Raw genomic sequence first — 20,237 nt, forward strand, 5'->3', positions numbered from 1 at the left:
TTTTCACAAATAAATAACCAAATTGTAATGATTTTTGGTTAAACAAAAAGAACTATATTATAATATGTAAAAAAGTAAAAAATGAAAGAAATAACAAAAAATTTATTCAATCCAGGAAATTACGAAAATAAAATAAATGTAGCATTATTTCTGCTTCGCTTGTCAGTTGGAATTTTAATGTTAACACACGGTTTTGGTAAACTTACTTCTTTATTTGGAAGCGAACCTATACGATTTGGTGACCCAATTGGTTTAGGTGTAACCGCATCATTGGCACTTGCTACTTTTTCTGAGTTTTTGTGTTCAATACTCCTAATCTTTGGACTTGGAACACGCTTTGCTGCAGTTCCTTTACTAATAACCATGTTGGTTGCTGCGTTAATAGTTCATGCAGATGATCCGTTTAGAAGACAAGAATTACCATTACTTTATGCAACTATTTACATGGTTATTCTAATAGTTGGTGCAGGTAAAATTTCTATTGATAATTGGATATATAACAAGAAAAAATAAGATAAAATGAAAACAATATATACGAGTTTATCTGAAGCTATTAATGCTTTAACAAAAAAAGGATACACGCATAATTTTAGTGTGAAGAAAGATTTGATTGAATGTAAAAGCCATGATTTAGAACTACAAATTGATGAATTTGAGGTTGATGGAGTCTTTCGTTTTCAAGAAATGTCTGATGTTGATAATGAAAGTATTTTATATGCTATTTCTGCAACAAATGGAGACATAAAAGGACTTTTAGTAAATTCCTATAGTATGTATTCAAAATCTGTTTCAAGAAAAATGATTGCAAAATTGCACAAACGTTAAATTAATTTCTCACTTACTATGTCAAATATTAAACTAATAATAGAAGAAAGAGCAGCCAATATTGGCAAATTTATGGTAGGTCGTTTATTACCATTCAGACAAAAAAGAATGGTTGGTCCTTTTATTTATATTGATCATATGGGACCAGTTAAATTAAGTGAGCGAGAAAATTTTGATGTTTTGCCACATCCACATATTGGGCTTTCAACATTAACTTTTTTATTTGAAGGAAGTATTATGCATCGTGATACTCTTGGCAATGAAGTAGAGATAAAACCCGGAGCAGTTAATTGGATGACTGCTGGAAAAGGAATTGTACATTCTGAACGCACGCCAGAATATTTACGACATTCTCAATTATTTATGCACGGTTTGCAAATTTGGGTAGCTTTACCAAAAGAATTAGAACAAATGGAACCCGCATTTTCTCATATAGAAGAGAAAGAAATTCCGAGTTGGACAGAAGGAGATTTGGAGTTTAAATTAGTAGCTGGAGAAGCCTTTGGAAAAAAATCACCTGTTCCTGTTTTTAGCAAGCTGTTTATGATTGAAATAAAAAGTAAATCAAAACAAGTTGTAAATATTGGCGATCAACTTTATGGCGAATCTGGTTTGTACATTCTTAAAGGAGCCATAGAAAGTGATGGAAATATTTATGAACCAAAACAATTATTAGTAGCAAAAGACACCAGCTTATGCCAATTTACAATTGCTAAAAATAGTACCATTTATATTTTTGGTGGAGATGCTTTTCCTGAAAAACGCTTTATTGATTGGAACTTTGTTTCTTCAAACAAAGAACTGATTGAAGAAGCTAAACAAAAATGGGAATCACAATCATTTCCTAAAATAGAAGGAGACGAAACTGAATTTATTCCTTATCCAACTTTTCCTAAAAAATAAAAACTTATTATAAAATAAGTGAATCTTCAAACGATTTTTGCTCAAAAAAACGCCTCAACTAAAAAAATGTATTTTTATTGTGTATAACTGTCACAAATCGAAAAGCATTTTGTCTATAGTATAGAAACGTTTCATTGAAGGAAAATAATCAACATATCAACCAACTATTAGAACGCTGTAAAAAAGGCGATAATTCTGCTCAAATGCAGATTTATAAAGACTATTACAGAGCAATGTATAATACATCGTTAAGAATACTTAAAGATGAGTTTGAGGCAGAAGACATCATGCAAGAAGCATTTTTAACTGCCTTTACAAAGTTGGATACATTTATTGGAGAAGTTACTTTTGGAGCTTGGTTAAAACGAATTGTTATCAATAAAAGTTTAACTCAGTTAAAAAAAAATAACAAATACCAGGATGTAAAAATGGAAGTAATTAAAGACACTTCTATAGAAAATGAAGACGCTATAGATTACACTACATTACATGCCAGTAAAGTGTTAGAAAGATTAAATTCTTTAAAAGATAATTATAGAGTTGTATTAACGCTAAACCTAATTGAAGGATATGATTATGAAGAAATTGCACAGATATTAGGATATACAAACGAAAATGTGAGAACCACAATTTCTAGAGCAAAAAAGAAATTAAAACAAGAATTAGTTTTAGAAACAGCATAAAAAACCAAGTAATGAAAGATCAGTTTAATCAATTTTTTAAAAATACCGACTTCGATATAGAAGAGCCAAGATTTGGTCATCTAGAAAGATTTCAGGAAAGATTAAAAAATCCAGCAAAAAAGAAAAAAACTTTTTCATATAAATGGATGAGCGTTGCAGCATCAGTAATATTAATAGTTGGTTTTTGGTTGGGAGCAAATGTTACCAATAAAACACTAGTACTAGCTGATGTTTCACCAGAAATGCAAGAAGCAGAAATGTTCTTTGTATCTACCATAAAACAAGAATTAAGAACTATAGAAAAATTTAGAAATCCAACTACAGAGCGTGTAATTGAAGATGCACTTAATCAGTTAGAGAAATTGGATGATAAATACCAAGACCTAGTAGAAGCACTAAATAAAAGCAATAGCGACAGACGTGTTGTCTATGCTATGATAAGTAATTATCAGAACAGAATAGAGATTTTACAAAATGTCTTAACACAAATAGATGAAATAAAAAATTTAAAAGTAAACAACAATGATGAAATCTACATTTAAAATAGCACTCCTACTTTTTTTAATCCCTTTGGTGAGTTTTGCTTATAATGATACAAATCCGAAGCAAGAAAAAAGCAAGACAATTAAAAAACAATATGCTGTTGATAGAAACGCAACGGTAGATATTGACAATAAATACGGAAATATTAATATTGTTACTTGGAATAAAAATAGTGTTGAAATTACAGTGGTAATTACTGTAAAAGGAAACGATTTAAGAACTGTTGAAAAAAAATTAAGTGGAATTACTGTCGATTTTAACGCAAATTCTGATTTGGTTTCTGCAAAAACAAGGTTCGAAAATTCTTCTAGCAGTTGGAGCTTCTGGGGAAAATCTAAAAGCACTAGTTATAAAGTGAATTACACCATAAAAATGCCGGTTTCTAACAACGTAAAGTTAGATAACGATTACGGAAATATTTTAATCAATGAAATTAATGGAACGGCAGATATTAATTGTGATTATGGAAAATTGATTATCGGTGATTTAAACAGTTCTAATAATAATATCAATATTGATTATTGTAATAGTTCTACAATCAACTTTATGAAATCTGGATCTATTAATGCTGATTATTCTAAACTTTCTGTTGATAAAACGGATGTAGTAAAAATCAATTCAGATTATTCAAATATAAATATTGGAACTGCAAATACAGTTTCTTACAATGCTGATTACGGAAGTATTGCTGTTGATGATGTAAATAATATTACAGGAAATTCAGATTATGTAAGCATCCGACTAGGAACTGTTTCTAAAAACTTAAATATTAAAGCTGATTACGGATCAATTAGAATAAGTGAATTAGCAAGAGGATTTAACAAAGCAGAAATTTCAAGTGAATATGCAGGCATCACAATTGGAACAAGAACAAGCAACAATTTTAACTTTGAAATGGACCTACAATACTCTAGTTTTAGGTATAACGACGACAATGTAGAAATGTTTAAAAGCATAGAAAAAGGATCTAAAAAGCATTACGAAGGAGTTTACGGAAAAGGAAAATCTAATTCAAGATTAATTATCAAATCGCAATATGGCGGAGTAAATTTAAAAGAACTATAATCTAAAAAATAAAATTAAACAATCATGAAAAAATTAATCATAACAAGTATCATCTTAACATTGAGTTTCTCAGTAAATGCACAAAGTTGGTGGAATACCAAAAAAGTAAGAGGAAACGGAAATGTTACAACAGAAACTAGAAAAACATCAGATTATGATGGCGTAAGTTTTGGCGGAAATTTTGATGTAGAATTAGTAACAGGAAAAGAAGGAAAAATCACTCTAAAAGGAGAAGAAAATTTATTAAAATATATTGAAGTTGATGTTAAAAGAGGCATCTTAAAAATTCAAGTTCAAAAAGGTGTAAACATTAGAACAACAAGAAAATTAGTAGTTACTGTTCCTTATAAAGACATCGAAAAAGTTTCTTTGAGTGGTTCTGGAGATTTAACAAGCAACGGAACGATAAAAGCTGATAAATTGTCTTTTTCTATTGCTGGATCTGGTGACATGAATGTAACTGTTGATGCAAATGAAGTAAAAACAAATATTGCAGGTTCTGGAAACATTAAAGTAGATGGTAAAACAATGGATCTAAGCTGCAATATTGCTGGCTCTGGAGATATTAATGCTTACGGATTAAAAGCTACTTCTACTTCTGCAAAAATAGCAGGTTCTGGAAACATAAGAACTTCCGTTTCTGATAAAATAGTTGCAAAAGTTGTAGGTTCTGGAAACATTTACTACAAAGGAAATCCAGATAAAATTGATAGTAAATCTCTTGGTTCTGGAAGTGTAGTTAGTAGAAATTAATTTCTATTTCTAATAAATTAAGAAAGCCTCGGATAATTTCGAGGCTATTTTAATTTAATCTTTTCTATATTGAGAAGACAACTCAAATACTTTTTCTAGTATTTTTTTGTCTTGTTCTTCAAATATTAAACTTCTACGTTTTAAAACAACTTCTGCAACTTCAAAAACCTTAGGTAATTGATAGGTTGTAAATCCAGAAGCACCGCCCCAACTAAAAGACGGAATAAAATTTCTTGGAAATCCGCTACCAAAGATATTGGCAGAAACTCCAACTACAGTTCCAGTATTAAACATGGTGTTGATTCCACATTTAGAATGATCGCCCATAATTAATCCACAAAACTGCAAACCCGTTTTAGCAAAACGTTCTGTTTCATAACTCCAAATTCTAACTTCAGCATAATTATTCTTTAAATTAGAGTTGTTAGAATCTGCGCCAATATTACACCATTCTCCAAGTACAGAATTTCCTAAAAATCCTTCATGTCCTTTATTAGAATAACCAAATAAAACCGAATTATTGAGTTCTCCAGCTACTTTACAATATGGACCCAAAGTTGTAGCTCCATAAATTTTTGCGCCCATTTTTACTACAGCATTTTCGCACATTGCAAACGGGCCACGAATTAAACTACCTTCTAAGACTTGCGCATTTTTACCAATATAAATAGGTCCTTCAGAAGCATTTAAAGAAGAATACAAAACGGTTGCGCCTTCTTCAATAAAAATATTTTCTTTGTTAATTGCATGAACATCTTTCGGAATTTCTTGCGAAGTTCTATCTTCTGTCAGCAAATCAAAATCTAACTGAATTGCTTTATCGTTTAATGAGAAAATATCCCAAGTATTTTTAATTTGTAAAATTTCTTCCTCAAACTCAATTTGTTTGTATGATGAAAAATCTACTTCTTCTTGTGTATCTGTGGTGTAAAAAGCAATGACATTATCGCCTTTAAAAATAGCTTCATTTTCTGATAGCCTTTTTACATTTTCTACCAAGTTTTTAGTTGGAATATAAGAAGCATTTATTAAGATATTTTGCTCCATTTCTACCATCGGATATTTTTCTTCTAAATATTCCTCTGTAATTGTAGTTGTTGTCAATCCAAGTTGATTCTCCCATTTTTCTCTAATGGTTAAAATTCCAACTCTAATATCTGCCACAGGTCTTGTATATGTGAAAGGTAACAATGCATTTCTAACATCGCTATCAAATAAAATATAATTCATTTTTTGTAAAGCTTTTTACAAATATAAAGCAAAAAAGCCGAAGCACTTGTGCTGAATTTAATTCAGTAAAGCTTCGACTTGTTAGAAAATAAATTCATTTTTAGGTTTAAAAAACTCTCCAAATATTAAATCCGAAATAAATATTTCCAGAACCCCAATCTCCTATAGCACTTGTCATATAACCAGATTCGTTCATTAATTGAGCATTAGTTACATGTAATTGAAAAACGTGTCCACCGGTTTCTATATCAACTCCTAATGATAATGGATTTTTAAATTTACTGTTTGCAACACGATTCATATGTGCATGATATTCTGCATTTATCGTTACTCTTTTGCTTATTTTATACCTTCCTCCAAAACCTAAAATATATTGTGTATTATCTTGCAAATCATTTTCTACAAAATTTTGGTGTAAATAAATAGGTGTAACTTCTAAAGATAAATTCTCATTAAATTTTCTAGAAATTAAGATTTCATGAGCATAAGTATATCTATGTTTAGACTCTAATAATGGATAATTAACCTTATCTAAACCTGTATTAAATTCTATACTATTAAAACCAACTATTGTAAAAGGAAATTTGCCTTCTTCTTGATGCATTAACCTATATTTTAAATGTGCGTCATAGGTTTTATTTGATGAACTTCTAGATAAACCTACATTTAACCAATCATTTAAACCATAAACAAAACTAAATCTAATATTAGAATTATCTAATCCAAAAAGATCTTTAATTCCAGATTTTATTGAACCAAATCGATGTGAAATCACAAAATAGAAATCCTTCTTGGCTGCCAATTTGGTAGATTCCATATTGATTATTTTCAGCCCTTTAAATACCGATGAAGTTTTATTATCAATCTTTACATCGTTATTTAACTCGTCTAGTAAATCATCTTGAGCAACTAAAGATGCATTGATAAAGAACATGATTAATAATAATCCTATTTTTTTCATATTTTTTGATATTAAAAAAGTCAACCAAATAAATGATTGACTTTTTATAAGTTGATTTTGTCTTATTTTTTAATAAATTGTCTAGATCCTAATTTTCCTTCAGAATTTAATTTCAAAATATAAACTCCTGTACTTAATTCAGAAACATTTATTGTATTGTTCTGAGCAGAAATATTTACATTTCTAATTAATTTTCCAGACATATCAAAAACACTAACATCGGCTTTTATTACTCCTGTTGGTAATTGAATATTCAAATTATCTCTAACTGGATTTGGATACACTGTAAAATCTAATTGATTTTCTTTTGCCAAACTAAGTACATTAAAATTACTAGAAGTTGCAGTAACAACCTGATCTCCACTAGTGCTTCCATTTGCGTTTGCTGCTAAAGCTGCCACATAAAACTTTACCTCTCCAACATCTGTTGTAGGTGAAGTCCAATTAAAGTTCCAAGTATTTTTTGTGTTTCCTGCTGAAGTATGTGTAACATGAGTTCCACCATTTACAAGTTTATTGTCTGTTCCGCTTACAGTAAAAGTACCTACTTTAGCATTATCGCTTACACGTTCTGCGGTAATTTGAAATCCATGTTTAGTTGCAGATGACCCTGTAACATCAACCTGAATTCCGTAAGAAGTATTTAAAGCATATCCGCCTGTTGGTAATTCTGTTTGTATAGCAACTGAAGCTCCGAAGTTACCACCACTATGACAACTTGTACATGAGTTCGAGGAATCTCCAGGTGATCCAGAAAATCCGCCATCTCTACCACTAGAAACTGCCATTAAGACAAAAGCGGTTAAAGGAATTAAAAATAAAAATGTTTTAAAAATGTAATTTTTTTTCATGCCTGATAATTTAATTGTTAATAAAAGTTACTTGATCTAATTTTATATATTCTAAAAGTTCGTCGTACCCAATATTTCTCCCTTTTACAATAATTATTGATTTTTCTTGAATTTGTGTTAAAGTTAAACTATCTGTATAGCAAACAATAAAATCATCCAACATAAAATTACTTTGCTCTACCTCTGTTACTTTTCCTTTTAACTGAATTGTTTTATCTAAATATTTTGTAATTGCTATTTTTGAATTTGTATTGAATTCTTTAATAAAATCAGTCGTATTTAAGGTAAACTCTGCTTTTTCTGCGGAGATATTTCTATGGTCTTTGTAGATATAATTATATCCAAATATTCCTAAAAAAAGAACGAATATAAAAGCTAAAATTAAAATCTTACGCTTGTTCATGAAGCTAATATAATAAGTTTTTACTATTTTTAATCATTATAAATAATTAATTTACAGCAAACTATAATATTATCAACCAAAAAAAAAGAAATGAGAAAACTACTTACGCTACTTTTACTTGCCATTTTATTTACTAATTGTACATTAGATAGCACTGACGATTTAACTTTGCCAACACCAACTTCTATTACGTATACAATAAATGTAAAAACAATAATAGATTAAAGTTGTGCAACTAGTGGTTGTCATAATGCAACTGGTAATTCAGGCGGTTTAACTTTAGAAACCTTTGCCCAAGTTAAAAATGCGTTTATAAACAGAAATGCTTTAGGCAGAATGGAAAGCACAAATAATCCTATGCCTGCAAGCGGGAATTTACCAAATACTTCAATTCAGATTATTAAAAACTGGAGAGATCAAGGGTATATAGAGTAATAAATCAACTATTATGAAACATAAAATATTATTACTAGCATTTCTATTTTCTGCAATTTCATTTTCACAAGATAAATACTACACAAAATCTGGTTCAATTACATTTGAATCTTCTGTACCTTCTTTCGAAGAAGTAAAATCGACTAATAATAAAGTTACTGCAATTTTAAAATCAGACGGAACAATTGCTTCTTTAGCTTTAACCAAAGGGTTTCGTTTTAAAATTGCATTGATGGAAGAACATTTTAACGAGAATTATATAGAATCTAGCAAGTTTCCTAAAGCTTCATTTTCTGGAAAAATTATTGATTTTAATATGAGCAACCTTACATCAACATATAAAATTTTTAAAATTAAAGGCACTTTATTAATTAGAGGAGTTAAAAAAGAGATAACTATTGACAGTAAAATAAAGTTTGTAGATAATATCATCCATTTAGGTGCCAATTTCTCGGTAAAACCAGAAGATTTTAATATTAAAATTCCAAATATTGTTAGAAAAAAAATAGCTAAAAAGGTAGATGTTTCTTTCCATTTTGAACTCAAGAAAAGATAAAGCGCAACCATAAAAAAAAGCCTCAATTAAATTGAGGCTTTTTTTTATGGTTAAAAATCTATTTACTTACTCAAATACATTTTACGTCTTGCATATAAATCATAAAAGTCATCGTCTTTTAAGCTATCAATAAATAAGATACTTTCTCCGGTTGATTTCATTTCTGGTCCTAAGTTTTTATTTACATTCGGGAATTTGTTAAAAGAAAACACTGGTTGCTTAATTGCATATCCATCTAATTGCGGATTGAAATTAAAATCAGTTACTTTTTTCTTTCCCAACATTACTTTTGTTGCGTAATTAACATACGGTTCTTTGTATGCTTTTGCAATAAAAGGAACGGTTCTAGATGCTCTTGGGTTTGCTTCAATAATATAAACAACATCATCTTTTATTGCAAACTGAACGTTGATCAACCCAACTGTTTTTAATTCTCTTGCAATTGTATGTGTATGATCTTTAATTTGTTGTAAGACTAAATCTCCGATATTAAATACTGGCAATGTTGCATTTGAATCTCCAGAATGCACTCCACAAGGCTCAATATGTTCCATGATTCCGATAATATATACATTTCCGTCAGCATCACAAATCGCATCTGCTTCCGCTTCAATTGCACCGTCTAAATAATGATCTAACAACAATTTATTTCCTGGCATTCCTTTTAATAAATCAACTACATGTTCTATCAATTCTTCTTTATTGATGACAATTTTCATTCCTTGTCCACCTAAAACATAAGATGGTCTTACCAAAATCGGAAAATCTAATTTATCAGCTAAAGCCAATGCTTCATCTGCTGATTCTGCAATTCCAAATTCTGGATATGGAATGTTATTTCTTTTTAATAGTTCTGAAAAACTTCCTCTATCTTCAGCTAAATCTAAGGCTTCAAAAGAAGTTCCAATAATTTTAATTCCGTATTTCGTTAATTTTTCTGCTAACTTTAAAGCTGTTTGCCCACCTAACTGAACAATTACACCTTCTGGTTTTTCATGTTTGATAATGTCATAAATATGTTCCCAGAAAACTGGTTCAAAATATAATTTATCAGCAGTATCAAAATCGGTAGAAACCGTTTCTGGATTACAGTTAATCATAATGGTTTCGTAACCACATTCTGCAGCTGCTAAAACTCCATGTACACAACAATAATCAAATTCAATTCCTTGCCCGATTCTGTTTGGTCCAGAACCTAAAACGATGATTTTTTTCTTATCAGAAACAATACTTTCGTTATCTACATATCTTTTTCCGTCTGCAGTTACTACATCGTTTTCGAAAGTAGAATAATAATAAGGAGTCATTGCTTTAAACTCTGCCGCACAGGTATCCACCAATTTAAAAACTCTATTGATATTTAATTCTTCACGCTTAGCATATACTTGACTTTCTAGACATTTAAGCATGTGAGCAATTTGTCTATCACCATATCCTTTTTGTTTTGCTTCTAGTAATAAATCACGTTGAATGGTATCAATAGTAAACGTTGAAATCTCTTTTTCTAACAAGAACAACTCTTCGTATTGTTTTAAATACCACATGTCAATCTTCGTGATTTCGTAAATCTGACTTAGCGGAATTCCCATTGCAATGGCGTCGTAGATTGCAAAAACTCGGTCCCAACTTGCATTGGTTAATTTGTCTATAATTTGATTGTAATCTGTATATCCTTTTCCATCTGCTCCTAAACCATTACGTTTAATTTCTAACGATTGTGTTGCTTTGTGCAGTGCTTCTTGAAACGAACGTCCAATTCCCATTACTTCTCCAACAGATTTCATTTGTAACCCTAAGGTTCTGTCAGAACCTTCAAATTTATCAAAGTTCCAACGTGGAATTTTTACAATAACATAATCTAAAGTTGGTTCAAATAAAGCTGAAGTTGATTTTGTAATCTGATTGTCTAATTCATCTAACGTATAACCAATGGCTAATTTTGTTGCAATTTTTGCAATCGGATACCCCGTTGCTTTACTCGCTAAAGCGGATGAACGCGAAACACGTGGATTAATTTCAATAGCAATAATATCTTCTTTTTCATCTGGAGAAACCGCAAACTGAACATTACATCCACCTTCAAAATCTCCGATAGAGCGCATCATTTTGATAGACATGTCGCGCATTTTCTGAAATGTTTTATCAGAAAGTGTCATTGCAGGTGCAACGGTAATTGAATCTCCTGTATGAATTCCCATCGGATCCATATTTTCGATAGAACAGATAATTACTACGTTGTCATTTCTATCACGCAACAATTCTAATTCGTATTCTTTCCAACCCATCATGGCTTTATCAATCATCACTTCGTGAATTGGTGATGCTTCTAAACCTCTACTTAATAATTCGTCAAAATCTTTTGGATCATACACAATTGAAGCTCCTGCTCCACCTAATGTATAAGAAGATCTAATTACTAGTGGAAAACCGAATTCTTGTGCAATTTCTTTGCCTTTTAAAAATGATGTTGCCGTAGCTTGTGGCGCCATTGGTACATCAATTTTCAACATTAATTCTCTAAACAATTCTCTATCTTCAGTAATGTTTATTGCATCAATATCAACTCCGATTAACTCTACACCAAAATCTTTCCAAATTCCTTTATCATCTGCTTCAATACATAAATTTAATGCAGTTTGACCACCCATTGTTGGCAAAACAGCATCAATTTGTGGATGCTCTTTTAAAATTTGTATGATTGATTTGGTAGTTAATGGCAACAAGTAAACATGATCTGCCATCGATGGGTCTGTCATGATTGTTGCTGGATTCGAATTAATTAGGATGGTTTCAATTCCGTCTTCTCTTAAAGATCTTAAAGATTGCGAGCCTGAGTAATCAAATTCACAAGCTTGACCAATAACAATTGGTCCTGACCCGATTATTAAGATAGATTTTAGATCTTGTTTTTTTGGCATTTTGTGTGTGTTGTAATATAGTTGGTAAAAGTAAAAATTGCTTGGATATAAAAAAAGGTGTTACTAAAAATAGTAACACCTTAATTATTAACAATTGTTAATCATTATTTCTTATGTCTTGTTTCTGTAGAAACAGATAATTTCTTTCTTCCTTTTGCTCTTCTTCTAGCTAAAACCTTACGACCATTAGCAGAAGCCATTCTATCTCTGAAACCGTGTTTGTTTCTTCTCTTTCTATTCGATGGTTGGTACGTTCTTTTCGGCATTACTTGTATTTTTAAATATCGTCTTTATTCTGTTTTGCTTTTTGTGAATTTTCGTCTGCTAAAAGCGTGTGCAAATATACAACTACTTTTGTTTTTGACAAATACAATTTTAAAAAAAAATAAATTATTTTTTAGAAGCTCAAATTTACAAATTTTATTGCACTTTTTATTGCTTTTTAATTTGTCAAAACTTCTAGAGTTAGTACTTTTGTCCAAACCTAATCACCATGAAAAATACCAAATACGTTTTTGTAACTGGAGGCGTAACATCATCACTAGGAAAAGGAATTATTGCTGCATCTTTAGCAAAACTCTTACAAGAAAGAGGCTATTCTGTAACTATTCAAAAATTAGACCCATATATTAATATAGATCCTGGAACATTAAATCCGTACGAACATGGCGAATGTTATGTTACAGATGATGGTGCAGAAACCGATTTAGATTTAGGGCATTACGAGCGTTTTTTAAACATTCCAACGAGTCAAGCAAACAATGTTACAACGGGTAGAATTTATCAATCTGTAATTAATAAAGAACGAAAAGGCGAGTTTTTAGGTAAAACAGTTCAAGTAATTCCGCATATTACAGACGAAATTAAACACAGAATTCAGATTTTAGGTGAAACGGGTGATTATGATATTGTAATAACAGAAATTGGTGGAACGGTTGGTGATATTGAATCATTGCCTTATGTAGAATCTGTTCGTCAAATGTTGTGGGAAAAAGGAAGAGAAAATGTAATTGTTATTCATTTAACATTGGTTCCTTATTTAGCAGCTGCTGGAGAACTAAAAACAAAACCGACACAACACTCTGTAAAGATGTTGATGCAAAGTGGAGTAAGTCCAGATATATTAGTATGTAGAACAGAACATGAAATCTCTGACGATATCAAGCGTAAATTAGCGTTGTTTTGTAATGTAAAGCAAGAGGACGTTATACAATCTATTGATGCAGAAACTATTTACGACGTACCTAATTTAATGTTTGATGAAGGTTTAGATAAAGTGGTTTTAAAGAAATTACATTTATCATCAGAAAAACAACCACAATTAGTAGCATGGAATAATTTTATTAGAAAACATAAAAACCCAACTTCTACTGTAGAAATTGGTTTGATTGGTAAATACATAGAATTACACGATTCATACAAATCAATTACAGAAGCATTTATCCACGCAGGATCTACAAACGAAACTAAAGTAAAAGTTCGTTGGATTCACTCTGAAAGTTTAACTCCAAAAAATGTTGAGAAAAAACTTCAAGGTTTAAACGGAATTTTAGTTGCACCTGGTTTTGGTGATCGAGGAATTGAAGGAAAAATCAAAGCTGTAAAATATGCTCGAGAACAAAACATTCCGTTTTTCGGAATTTGTTTAGGAATGCAAATGGCTGTAATAGAATTTGCTAGAAACGTTCTGCATCTAGAAAATGCAAGTTCTACAGAAATGAATAAAAGCACAAAAAATCCTGTAATTAACTTGATGGAAAGTCAGAAAAATATAACTGAAAAAGGCGGAACGATGCGTTTGGGAGCTTGGGATTGTGAAATCAAAAAAGATTCTAAAGTTTTTGACGCTTACAAATCAGAAATGATTAGCGAACGTCACAGACATCGTTACGAATTTAACAATAAGTATTTAAAAAAGATTGAAGCTGCCGGAATGAAAGCAACTGGAATCAACCCAAAAACTGGTTTGGTAGAAATTATAGAAATCCCAAATCATCCGTGGTTTGTTGGTGTACAATATCATCCAGAATATAAAAGTACGGTGTTAAATCCGCATCCTTTATTTGTAAGTTTTGTTAATGCCGCTTTAAATCATTCTAAATAAATTATCAATTATGTCTGTTCGAGCTGTCATATCGAGCGGAGTAGAGATGCGAGAACTCTTTTATAATTTAAAGACCTCTCGACTCCGCTCGAGGTGACACTAAAGAATAAAAAATACGATTAATTCAAAAAACGGAACAACATTTGACCTATTAGTAACATCAAAAATAAACCTAGTAAAATCAACTAAAAACAGTACAGTTTTGCTACATTTGTCGCGCTTATCTTCAAATCTTGAAGACAAAATGACAAGTTGACACTTAAGAACAATCAATGGAACAGAAAAAATTTGACGCAAATTCGTTTATCGGATTATTATTATTAGGAGCAATTATGCTTTGGTTTATGTACTCTAACCAAGACGAAATTACACCAACCGAAAACACTACAGAAACAGTTGTAGATACTACTAAAACTACACCAACTCTTACAAATAACACAACTTCTATAGTTACAAATGATTCTTTAACAAATATTGCACTACAAAATCAGTTAGGCGCATTTGCTTACGGAGCACAAACTGCAACTGAAGGAACTACCATTTTAGAAAACAAAAAATTAAAATTAACGATAGATAATAAAGGAGGTCAAATTATTGAAGCCTTGGTAAAAACGTATAAAAGATACGATTCTTTGCCTTTGTATTTAATAAAAGACAACAATGCTTCTTTTAATCTTAATTTCGGAACAACAGACAATCGTATTTTAAATACTCAAGATTTATTGTTCACTCCATCACTTACTAAAAACGGAGAAAATCAAGTGCTTTCTATGAAACTGAAAGTTTCTGAAACACAATATTTAGAATACAGATACGAAATGAAACCAAACGATTATATGGTTGATTTTGCTGTGCGTTCTCAAGGATTAGGAAATGTAATTAACTCTTCTAACACCATTAATTTAGATTGGAATTTAAAAACATTCCGTAACGAGAGAAGTATTTCTACAGAAAATATGTATTCTGAATTGAAATTCTATACAGATGAAGCTGATTACCTTTCTGCTGGTGGTAACGACAATGAAATTGTAGATAATGTACAATGGGTTGCTTATAAACAACACTTTTTTACATCTGTTTTATTAACTGAAAAACCGTTTGATAAAGCATCTTTAATTTCTACCAATTTAGTTAATGATGATAAAATTGACACAGTTTTTACAAAAAAATACGAATTAAACACTCCGTTAGCATTAAACAACGGCGAGTTAAATTACAATATGAACTGGTATTACGGACCAGTAGATTACAAACCTCTAAAAGCTTATGAAGGTAAACACTTAGAAGAAATTGTTGATTTAGGTTGGGGAATTTTCGGTGCTATTAACAGAGGTATTTTTATTCCTATTTTTGGATGGTTAAGCGGATTAATGTCTAACTACGGATTGATTATTATATTAATGACCATTGTAGTTCGTATTTTAATGTCACCTTTAGTGTACAAATCGTATGTTTCTAGTGCAAAAATGAAAGTAATTCGTCCAGAATTAACAGCGATTAACGAACGTTTACCAGGAAAAGAAAACGCAATGAAGCGTCAGCAAGAAACCATGGCAGTTCAGCGAAAAGCTGGAGTTAGCATGATGTCTGGTTGTATACCAGCATTGTTACAAATGCCAATTTTCTTTGCATTATTCCGTTTCTTCCCAGCAAATTTAGAATTAAGACAAAAAGGATTTTTATGGGCAGACGATTTATCATCTTACGATGCAGTTTTCCAATTGCCATTTAATATTTGGTTTTATGGAGATCACGTAAGTTTATTTCCAATCTTAGCTTCTGTTGCCATTTTCTTTTATATGAAAATGAATCAAAGTCAGCAAGCAAATATGCAGGCACCAGCGCAAGAAGGAATGCCAGACATGCAAAAGATGATGAAGATGATGATTTATTTATCTCCAATAATGATGTTATTTTTCTTTAACAACTACGCAAGTAGTTTAAGTTTATACTACTTTGTTTCTAACTTACTAACTATCGTAATTATGTTGGTCATAAAAAACTATGTAATTGATGAAGATAAAATTATTGCTCAGATCGAAGAAAACAAAAAACGTCCTGAAAAGAAAAAAGGAAAGTTTAGACAACGGTTAGATGATGCAATGAAACAAGCGCAAGAACAACAAGCACAAAACAAAAAACGCAAGTAAAAGGCAACGCCTTTAAACAATAAAAACTGAAACATAATTGTTTCGGTTTTTTTTGTTTTTAGTTTGAATACCAAATGTAGAACGAAGAAGAATCTCAAAAACGAATGTCATATCGAGCGGAGTCGAGATATCTTATAAAAAACAAACTTCTTTATTTTTGATAAACATGTAGTTTTACTTCTTGATTATATTACTAAAAAAGTTAACTTGCTAACTCTGAATAATCTGTTCTAAACTAAAATGAGTAAAAAAGTATCAACTATAGAAGAACAAATAAATCTTCTTAAAAAAAGAGGAATGATTTTCGACTGTGGAGAAGAGAAAGCTAAAGAAATATTATTAGATATAGGCTATTATAGGCTTGGTTTTTATTGGTTTCCTTTCGAAATGGATAAAGATCATAATTTTCAAAAAGACACTCTATTTTCGAATATAATTAACCTTTACTATTTGGATGTAGATTTAAGAAATATTTTATTAAAGTATTTAAAGCGTATAGAAGTTAATTTTAGGACTAAAATTATTTATTACATATCTAATAAGCATAATGATGACCCTATTTGGTATTCCAATCCTAAAATAATGGCTTCTTGGTTTATAAAAAGCTTAGACACAAAACTATATACAAATAAATTTAAAGAGGATAATAAACAAATAAAACTTCATCATGTTAAATATAGAAATGACATATATGCGCCTACATGGAAAACTTTTGAATTCTTAACTTTTGGAGCTATTGTTACTATTTTTAGAGCATTGAAAAATGATGAATTAAAAAAAGAAATTTCAAAAATTTATGGATTAAATAATCTTAAAACTTTTATCAATTTTATTCATACTATAAAATTTATTCGAAATATTTGTGCTCATGCAGGTGTTTTATTTGATTTAAATTTTCCTCAAGGTATCTACAAAATTCCTAAAATAAGATTTAACAACAACAATAATCAATCTCTAGATGCTGGAATAAAAACAATCTCATATATATTAAAAAATATCTCTGAAGAACGTAATGATGATATGAATAATGAAATAAATATATTATTTAAAAAATATGAAAACAATGAAATTATTAAACTAATAATTACAGGTAAAATTGGTTATAATATGTAAATGTTGTATATTTGCTCTATAAAGTGCCTAGCTATTCATTACGCTTTAGTGTTGCACTATAAAAAATTATACAGAACCTAGACATTTTGCTCTAGGTTTTTTTACTTTAATACTAAAGTATACTTATAAAAAAATAAATTTTGTGATTTATTGCTAATCTAACCCGATTACGGAAATAACTACTATTTTTTCTACGCTTTCTTCGTTTTAAATCGTCCATAAAACAGAATATACCCATAACATACAATTGTTAAAATAAACGCTGTTTTAAAGCCAAAACCATCAATTAAATTTCCAAAGAAAAACGGAATTATTGCGCCACCAACAATTGCCATACACAACAACCCAGAAGCTTGTGCTTTTAAATCTCCCAAACCTTCTAAACTCAAAGTAAAAATAGTTGGAAACATAATAGAGTTGAACAAGCCAACGGCTAAAATAGACCACATAGAAACTAAACCAGTTGTGCTCATAGAAATTACAATCATGCTAATTGCCAACAAGGCAAAAATGCTCAACACTTTTCCTGCCGACATAATTTTGGTTAAATACGCACCCACAAAACGACCAATCATTGCGCCGCCCCAATAAAAAATGACAAAAATTCCTAATAAAGATTTTGGATCTTTACCAGAAAAGGATTGGTTAAAAGTATTGGCAATAGTGTTTGCAATATTCATCATGGTATCGTTTTCTGCAACAATTGGTGCCAAACCTGAATCGTAAAAATAGTTGACTAAAAAACTTCCGATGGCAACTTCTGCACCAACGTACACGAAGATTCCCAATGCGCCCATCAACATTATTTTGTTTTTTAGCAATTTAAAATAGCCGCCTTTCGGACTTTCTTCAATCAACTTTGGCAATTTTGTAAATAGAAATATGACTGCTAACAATAGAATAAATCCAGCAATTAGTAAAAACGGAGTTTGAACTGTTGCTGCTTCCGAAATATAATATTCGCTTTTTTGAGTTTCAGTTAGTAAACCAATTTCGTCGGATGATTTTACAGAATCGCTCAATAAAAATAATGCTCCAACAACAGGTGCAATTGTTGTTCCTAAAGAATTAAACGCTTGCGATAAATTCAATCTACTACTCGCGCCTTCTTCACTTCCTAACAAGGCAACAAACGGATTTGCTGCAACTTGTAAAATGGTAATTCCGCCCGCTAACGTAAAGTATCCAACTAAAAAAACAGAAAACAATCTGTGTTCTGCCGCAGGATAAAATAACAAACAACCAACTGCCATAGTTACCAAACCAAGAACAATTCCTTTTTTATATCCAATTTTTGATAAGATAAATCCGGCTGGTAATGAGAATACAAAAAATGCCACAAAAAATGCGAATTGTACCAAGACTGTTTTTGCATATGACATTTCAAAAACATCTTTCAACCTCGGGATTAAAGAATCTACCAACACGGTAATAAATCCCCATAAAAAGAACAAAGAAGTTAAAAATATAAATGCAGATTTGTATGATTTGTTCGTTGATGTATTCATTAATTTTACCTTTTTAGATGATTCCTTTTCACTTTATAATTTTATAGCTAAAACATAAAAGATTGCTTCATTTCATTCGCAATGACAACTTTTTAAGCTTTGCAACTCTGCTACTTTGAACCTTTGCAACTTTGCCACATTGAGCCTCTGCAACATTAAAACTACTTTATCCTTTTTTTGTGTACGAGTTAGACTCTACATAAATTTGTTCTCCTTCTTGATATTTGCTAATTCCAAATCCGCCATGAATACAATAACAACCATATTCTCCTTGTTTATTTAGCGCAACATAACCTACTTGAAAATTTTGATAATTTGGATTGGATTCTACAATTCTTTTTACACCTTCTTCACAGGCTTCTTGCGGCGTTCTTCCTTGACGCATTAATTCTACAATTAAATAACTTCCAACGGTTTTCAAAACCTCTTCTCCCATTCCGGTTGCTGTTGCTCCGCCAATTGTATTATCAATAAATAATCCTGAACCAATAATTGCAGAATCACCAACTCGACCAGCCATTTTATATGCCATTCCACTTGTAGTACAACCACCAGAAATATCACCTTTTTTATCAATAGCTAACATGCCAATTGTATCGTGATTTTCGATGTTGATAATCGGTTTGTATTCTGATTTTACTTTCCATTTTTCCCAAGCTTTTTTAGAGGCTTCGGTTAATAAATTTTCTCTTTTAAAACCTTGTTCAACCGCAAACTGTTCTGCGCCTTTTCCTGCTAACAAAACATGTGGAGTTTCTTCCATGACTTTACGAGCTACAGAAATTGGATGTGCAATGTTCTCCATACAAACAACCGCTCCGTAACCACCATCTTTATTCATTATACAAGCGTCCAACGTTACATTTCCGTCTCTATCTGGAGCACCACCTTTACCAACAGTTGTATTTTTTTCGTCGGCTTCTTCTACTCTACAACCTGCCTCAATGGCATCGATAGATGTTCCACCTTTTTCCAAGACTTCCCAAGCTGCTTTTGTAGCATTATGAAAACGCCAAGTTGCCACTACAACTGGCACAACTTTTTTACCTTTTGATATAGATTTTTTTTCTTTTTTATCATCCGTTTCACAAGATATAACTGTTGGTGCAACTGCCAAACCTAACCCTGTTAAGGAAGCTCTTTTTATAAAATTTCTTCTTTTCATTTTATGCTGAATTTAGTTCAGTATCTTTAATTATATAGATTCCTGCCTACGCAAGAATAACATTTCTTATT

20 protein-coding genes are annotated in these 20,237 nt (G+C 30.8%); 12 read left to right on the plus strand and 8 right to left on the minus strand.

What is annotated here, in order from left to right:
• Positions 1-81: 81 nt before the first annotated feature.
• From ABDX67_RS09020 to ABDX67_RS09050, 7 genes are all read left to right on the plus strand, one after another.
• Complete coding sequence (locus ABDX67_RS09020; RefSeq protein WP_347174685.1) at positions 82-513, plus strand: DoxX family protein; 432 nt, start codon at positions 82-84, stop codon at positions 511-513.
• Between the two features lie 6 nt (positions 514-519).
• A complete protein-coding gene (locus tag ABDX67_RS09025) occupies positions 520-825 on the plus strand; it encodes a phosphoribosylpyrophosphate synthetase (protein ID WP_347174686.1) in 306 nt (101 codons plus the stop codon).
• Positions 826-843: 18 nt separating this feature from the next.
• Entirely contained in the window at positions 844-1,728 is an 885-nt protein-coding gene (locus tag ABDX67_RS09030; RefSeq protein WP_347174687.1) for a pirin family protein, read from the plus strand.
• Between the two features lie 134 nt (positions 1,729-1,862).
• On the plus strand, positions 1,863-2,411 hold the full coding sequence (locus ABDX67_RS09035) for an RNA polymerase sigma factor (protein WP_347174688.1): 549 nt from the start codon (positions 1,863-1,865) through the stop codon (positions 2,409-2,411).
• A gap of 11 nt (positions 2,412-2,422) precedes the next feature.
• Positions 2,423-2,953: a hypothetical protein gene (locus ABDX67_RS09040; RefSeq protein ID WP_347174689.1), complete on the plus strand. Its 531-nt coding sequence runs from the start codon at positions 2,423-2,425 to the stop codon at positions 2,951-2,953.
• The gene (locus tag ABDX67_RS09045) at positions 2,934-4,019 is read left to right on the plus strand and encodes a hypothetical protein (protein ID WP_347174690.1); all 1,086 of its coding nucleotides are present in this window, start codon (positions 2,934-2,936) and stop codon (positions 4,017-4,019) included. Before ABDX67_RS09040 ends, ABDX67_RS09045 begins: the two co-directional genes overlap by 20 nt.
• A gap of 24 nt (positions 4,020-4,043) precedes the next feature.
• Positions 4,044-4,772 (plus strand): head GIN domain-containing protein, encoded by a 729-nt coding sequence (locus tag ABDX67_RS09050; RefSeq protein WP_347174691.1) that lies wholly within the window; start codon positions 4,044-4,046, stop codon positions 4,770-4,772.
• A 54-nt stretch (positions 4,773-4,826) separates the two neighbouring features.
• Here ABDX67_RS09050 and ABDX67_RS09055 read toward each other — a convergent pair whose 3' ends face one another.
• The 4 genes from ABDX67_RS09055 to ABDX67_RS09070 form a co-directional block, all read right to left on the minus strand.
• The gene (locus ABDX67_RS09055; RefSeq protein WP_347174692.1) at positions 4,827-6,002 is read right to left on the minus strand and encodes a GlmU family protein; all 1,176 of its coding nucleotides are present in this window, start codon (positions 6,000-6,002) and stop codon (positions 4,827-4,829) included.
• Between the two features lie 106 nt (positions 6,003-6,108).
• Positions 6,109-6,963: a DUF5777 family beta-barrel protein gene (locus ABDX67_RS09060; protein ID WP_347174693.1), complete on the minus strand. Its 855-nt coding sequence runs from the start codon at positions 6,961-6,963 to the stop codon at positions 6,109-6,111.
• 62 nt (positions 6,964-7,025) lie between these two features.
• Entirely contained in the window at positions 7,026-7,814 is a 789-nt protein-coding gene (locus ABDX67_RS09065) for a choice-of-anchor V domain-containing protein (protein ID WP_347174694.1), read from the minus strand.
• 10 nt (positions 7,815-7,824) lie between these two features.
• On the minus strand, positions 7,825-8,217 hold the full coding sequence (locus ABDX67_RS09070; protein ID WP_347174695.1) for an OB-fold protein: 393 nt from the start codon (positions 8,215-8,217) through the stop codon (positions 7,825-7,827).
• Between the two features lie 90 nt (positions 8,218-8,307).
• On the opposite strand from ABDX67_RS09070, the gene ABDX67_RS09075 reads away from it, so the two are divergent.
• Together ABDX67_RS09075 and ABDX67_RS09080 are read left to right on the plus strand one after the other, a co-directional pair.
• Positions 8,308-8,442 carry a hypothetical protein gene (locus ABDX67_RS09075; protein ID WP_347174696.1) on the plus strand — a complete coding sequence of 45 codons (135 nt, stop codon included), beginning with the start codon at positions 8,308-8,310 and terminating at the stop codon, positions 8,440-8,442.
• Positions 8,443-8,665: 223 nt separating this feature from the next.
• The gene (locus tag ABDX67_RS09080) at positions 8,666-9,208 is read left to right on the plus strand and encodes a YceI family protein (RefSeq protein ID WP_347174697.1); all 543 of its coding nucleotides are present in this window, start codon (positions 8,666-8,668) and stop codon (positions 9,206-9,208) included.
• A 62-nt stretch (positions 9,209-9,270) separates the two neighbouring features.
• On the opposite strand, the gene carB is transcribed toward ABDX67_RS09080, so the two are convergent.
• Both carB and rpmH read right to left on the minus strand, forming a co-directional pair.
• Entirely contained in the window at positions 9,271-12,126 is a 2,856-nt protein-coding gene (gene carB, locus ABDX67_RS09085; RefSeq protein WP_347174698.1) for a carbamoyl-phosphate synthase large subunit, read from the minus strand.
• Positions 12,127-12,230: 104 nt separating this feature from the next.
• On the minus strand, positions 12,231-12,392 hold the full coding sequence (rpmH, locus tag ABDX67_RS09090; RefSeq protein ID WP_301400877.1) for a 50S ribosomal protein L34: 162 nt from the start codon (positions 12,390-12,392) through the stop codon (positions 12,231-12,233).
• Positions 12,393-12,619: 227 nt separating this feature from the next.
• Here rpmH and pyrG point away from each other — a divergent pair, with 227 nt between their 5' ends.
• From pyrG to ABDX67_RS09105, 3 genes are all read left to right on the plus strand, one after another.
• Entirely contained in the window at positions 12,620-14,230 is a 1,611-nt protein-coding gene (gene pyrG / locus ABDX67_RS09095; protein WP_347174699.1) for a CTP synthase, read from the plus strand.
• Positions 14,231-14,502: 272 nt separating this feature from the next.
• Positions 14,503-16,380 (plus strand): membrane protein insertase YidC, encoded by a 1,878-nt coding sequence (gene yidC / locus ABDX67_RS09100; RefSeq protein WP_347174700.1) that lies wholly within the window; start codon positions 14,503-14,505, stop codon positions 16,378-16,380.
• A 240-nt stretch (positions 16,381-16,620) separates the two neighbouring features.
• Positions 16,621-17,493, plus strand: coding sequence for an Abi family protein (locus ABDX67_RS09105; RefSeq protein ID WP_347174701.1), 873 nt, complete (start codon positions 16,621-16,623; stop codon positions 17,491-17,493).
• Positions 17,494-17,684: 191 nt separating this feature from the next.
• Here the strand turns inward: ABDX67_RS09105 and ABDX67_RS09110 are convergent, their stop codons facing one another.
• Together ABDX67_RS09110 and ABDX67_RS09115 are read right to left on the minus strand one after the other, a co-directional pair.
• Positions 17,685-19,001, minus strand: coding sequence for a sugar MFS transporter (locus tag ABDX67_RS09110; RefSeq protein ID WP_347174702.1), 1,317 nt, complete (start codon positions 18,999-19,001; stop codon positions 17,685-17,687).
• 166 nt (positions 19,002-19,167) lie between these two features.
• Complete coding sequence (locus ABDX67_RS09115) at positions 19,168-20,166, minus strand: glycosylasparaginase (protein WP_347174703.1); 999 nt, start codon at positions 20,164-20,166, stop codon at positions 19,168-19,170.
• Positions 20,167-20,237 lie beyond the last annotated feature (71 nt).

It is taken from the genome of Polaribacter uvawellassae (assembly GCF_039748955.1).
Taxonomy (GTDB): Bacteria; Bacteroidota; Bacteroidia; order Flavobacteriales; family Flavobacteriaceae; genus Polaribacter; species Polaribacter uvawellassae.

Bases quoted from the DNA above. Each gene is read 5' to 3' on its own strand.
- ABDX67_RS09020 (WP_347174685.1), top strand. From the start codon at position 82: ATGAAAGAAATAACAAAAAATTTATTCAATCCAGGAAATTACGAAAAT.
- ABDX67_RS09025 (WP_347174686.1), top strand. From the start codon at position 520: ATGAAAACAATATATACGAGTTTATCTGAAGCTATTAATGCTTTAACA.
- ABDX67_RS09030 (WP_347174687.1), top strand. From the start codon at position 844: ATGTCAAATATTAAACTAATAATAGAAGAAAGAGCAGCCAATATTGGC.
- ABDX67_RS09040 (WP_347174689.1), top strand. From the start codon at position 2,423: ATGAAAGATCAGTTTAATCAATTTTTTAAAAATACCGACTTCGATATA.
- ABDX67_RS09045 (WP_347174690.1), top strand. From the start codon at position 2,934: ATGATGAAATCTACATTTAAAATAGCACTCCTACTTTTTTTAATCCCT.
- ABDX67_RS09050 (WP_347174691.1), top strand. From the start codon at position 4,044: ATGAAAAAATTAATCATAACAAGTATCATCTTAACATTGAGTTTCTCA.
- ABDX67_RS09055 (WP_347174692.1), bottom strand. From the start codon at position 6,002: ATGAATTATATTTTATTTGATAGCGATGTTAGAAATGCATTGTTACCT.
- ABDX67_RS09060 (WP_347174693.1), bottom strand. From the start codon at position 6,963: ATGAAAAAAATAGGATTATTATTAATCATGTTCTTTATCAATGCATCT.
- ABDX67_RS09065 (WP_347174694.1), bottom strand. From the start codon at position 7,814: ATGAAAAAAAATTACATTTTTAAAACATTTTTATTTTTAATTCCTTTA.
- ABDX67_RS09070 (WP_347174695.1), bottom strand. From the start codon at position 8,217: ATGAACAAGCGTAAGATTTTAATTTTAGCTTTTATATTCGTTCTTTTT.
- ABDX67_RS09075 (WP_347174696.1), top strand. From the start codon at position 8,308: ATGAGAAAACTACTTACGCTACTTTTACTTGCCATTTTATTTACTAAT.
- ABDX67_RS09080 (WP_347174697.1), top strand. From the start codon at position 8,666: ATGAAACATAAAATATTATTACTAGCATTTCTATTTTCTGCAATTTCA.
- carB (WP_347174698.1), bottom strand. From the start codon at position 12,126: ATGCCAAAAAAACAAGATCTAAAATCTATCTTAATAATCGGGTCAGGA.
- rpmH (WP_301400877.1), bottom strand. From the start codon at position 12,392: ATGCCGAAAAGAACGTACCAACCATCGAATAGAAAGAGAAGAAACAAA.
- pyrG (WP_347174699.1), top strand. From the start codon at position 12,620: ATGAAAAATACCAAATACGTTTTTGTAACTGGAGGCGTAACATCATCA.
- yidC (WP_347174700.1), top strand. From the start codon at position 14,503: ATGGAACAGAAAAAATTTGACGCAAATTCGTTTATCGGATTATTATTA.
- ABDX67_RS09105 (WP_347174701.1), top strand. From the start codon at position 16,621: ATGAGTAAAAAAGTATCAACTATAGAAGAACAAATAAATCTTCTTAAA.
- ABDX67_RS09110 (WP_347174702.1), bottom strand. From the start codon at position 19,001: ATGAATACATCAACGAACAAATCATACAAATCTGCATTTATATTTTTA.
- ABDX67_RS09115 (WP_347174703.1), bottom strand. From the start codon at position 20,166: ATGAAAAGAAGAAATTTTATAAAAAGAGCTTCCTTAACAGGGTTAGGT.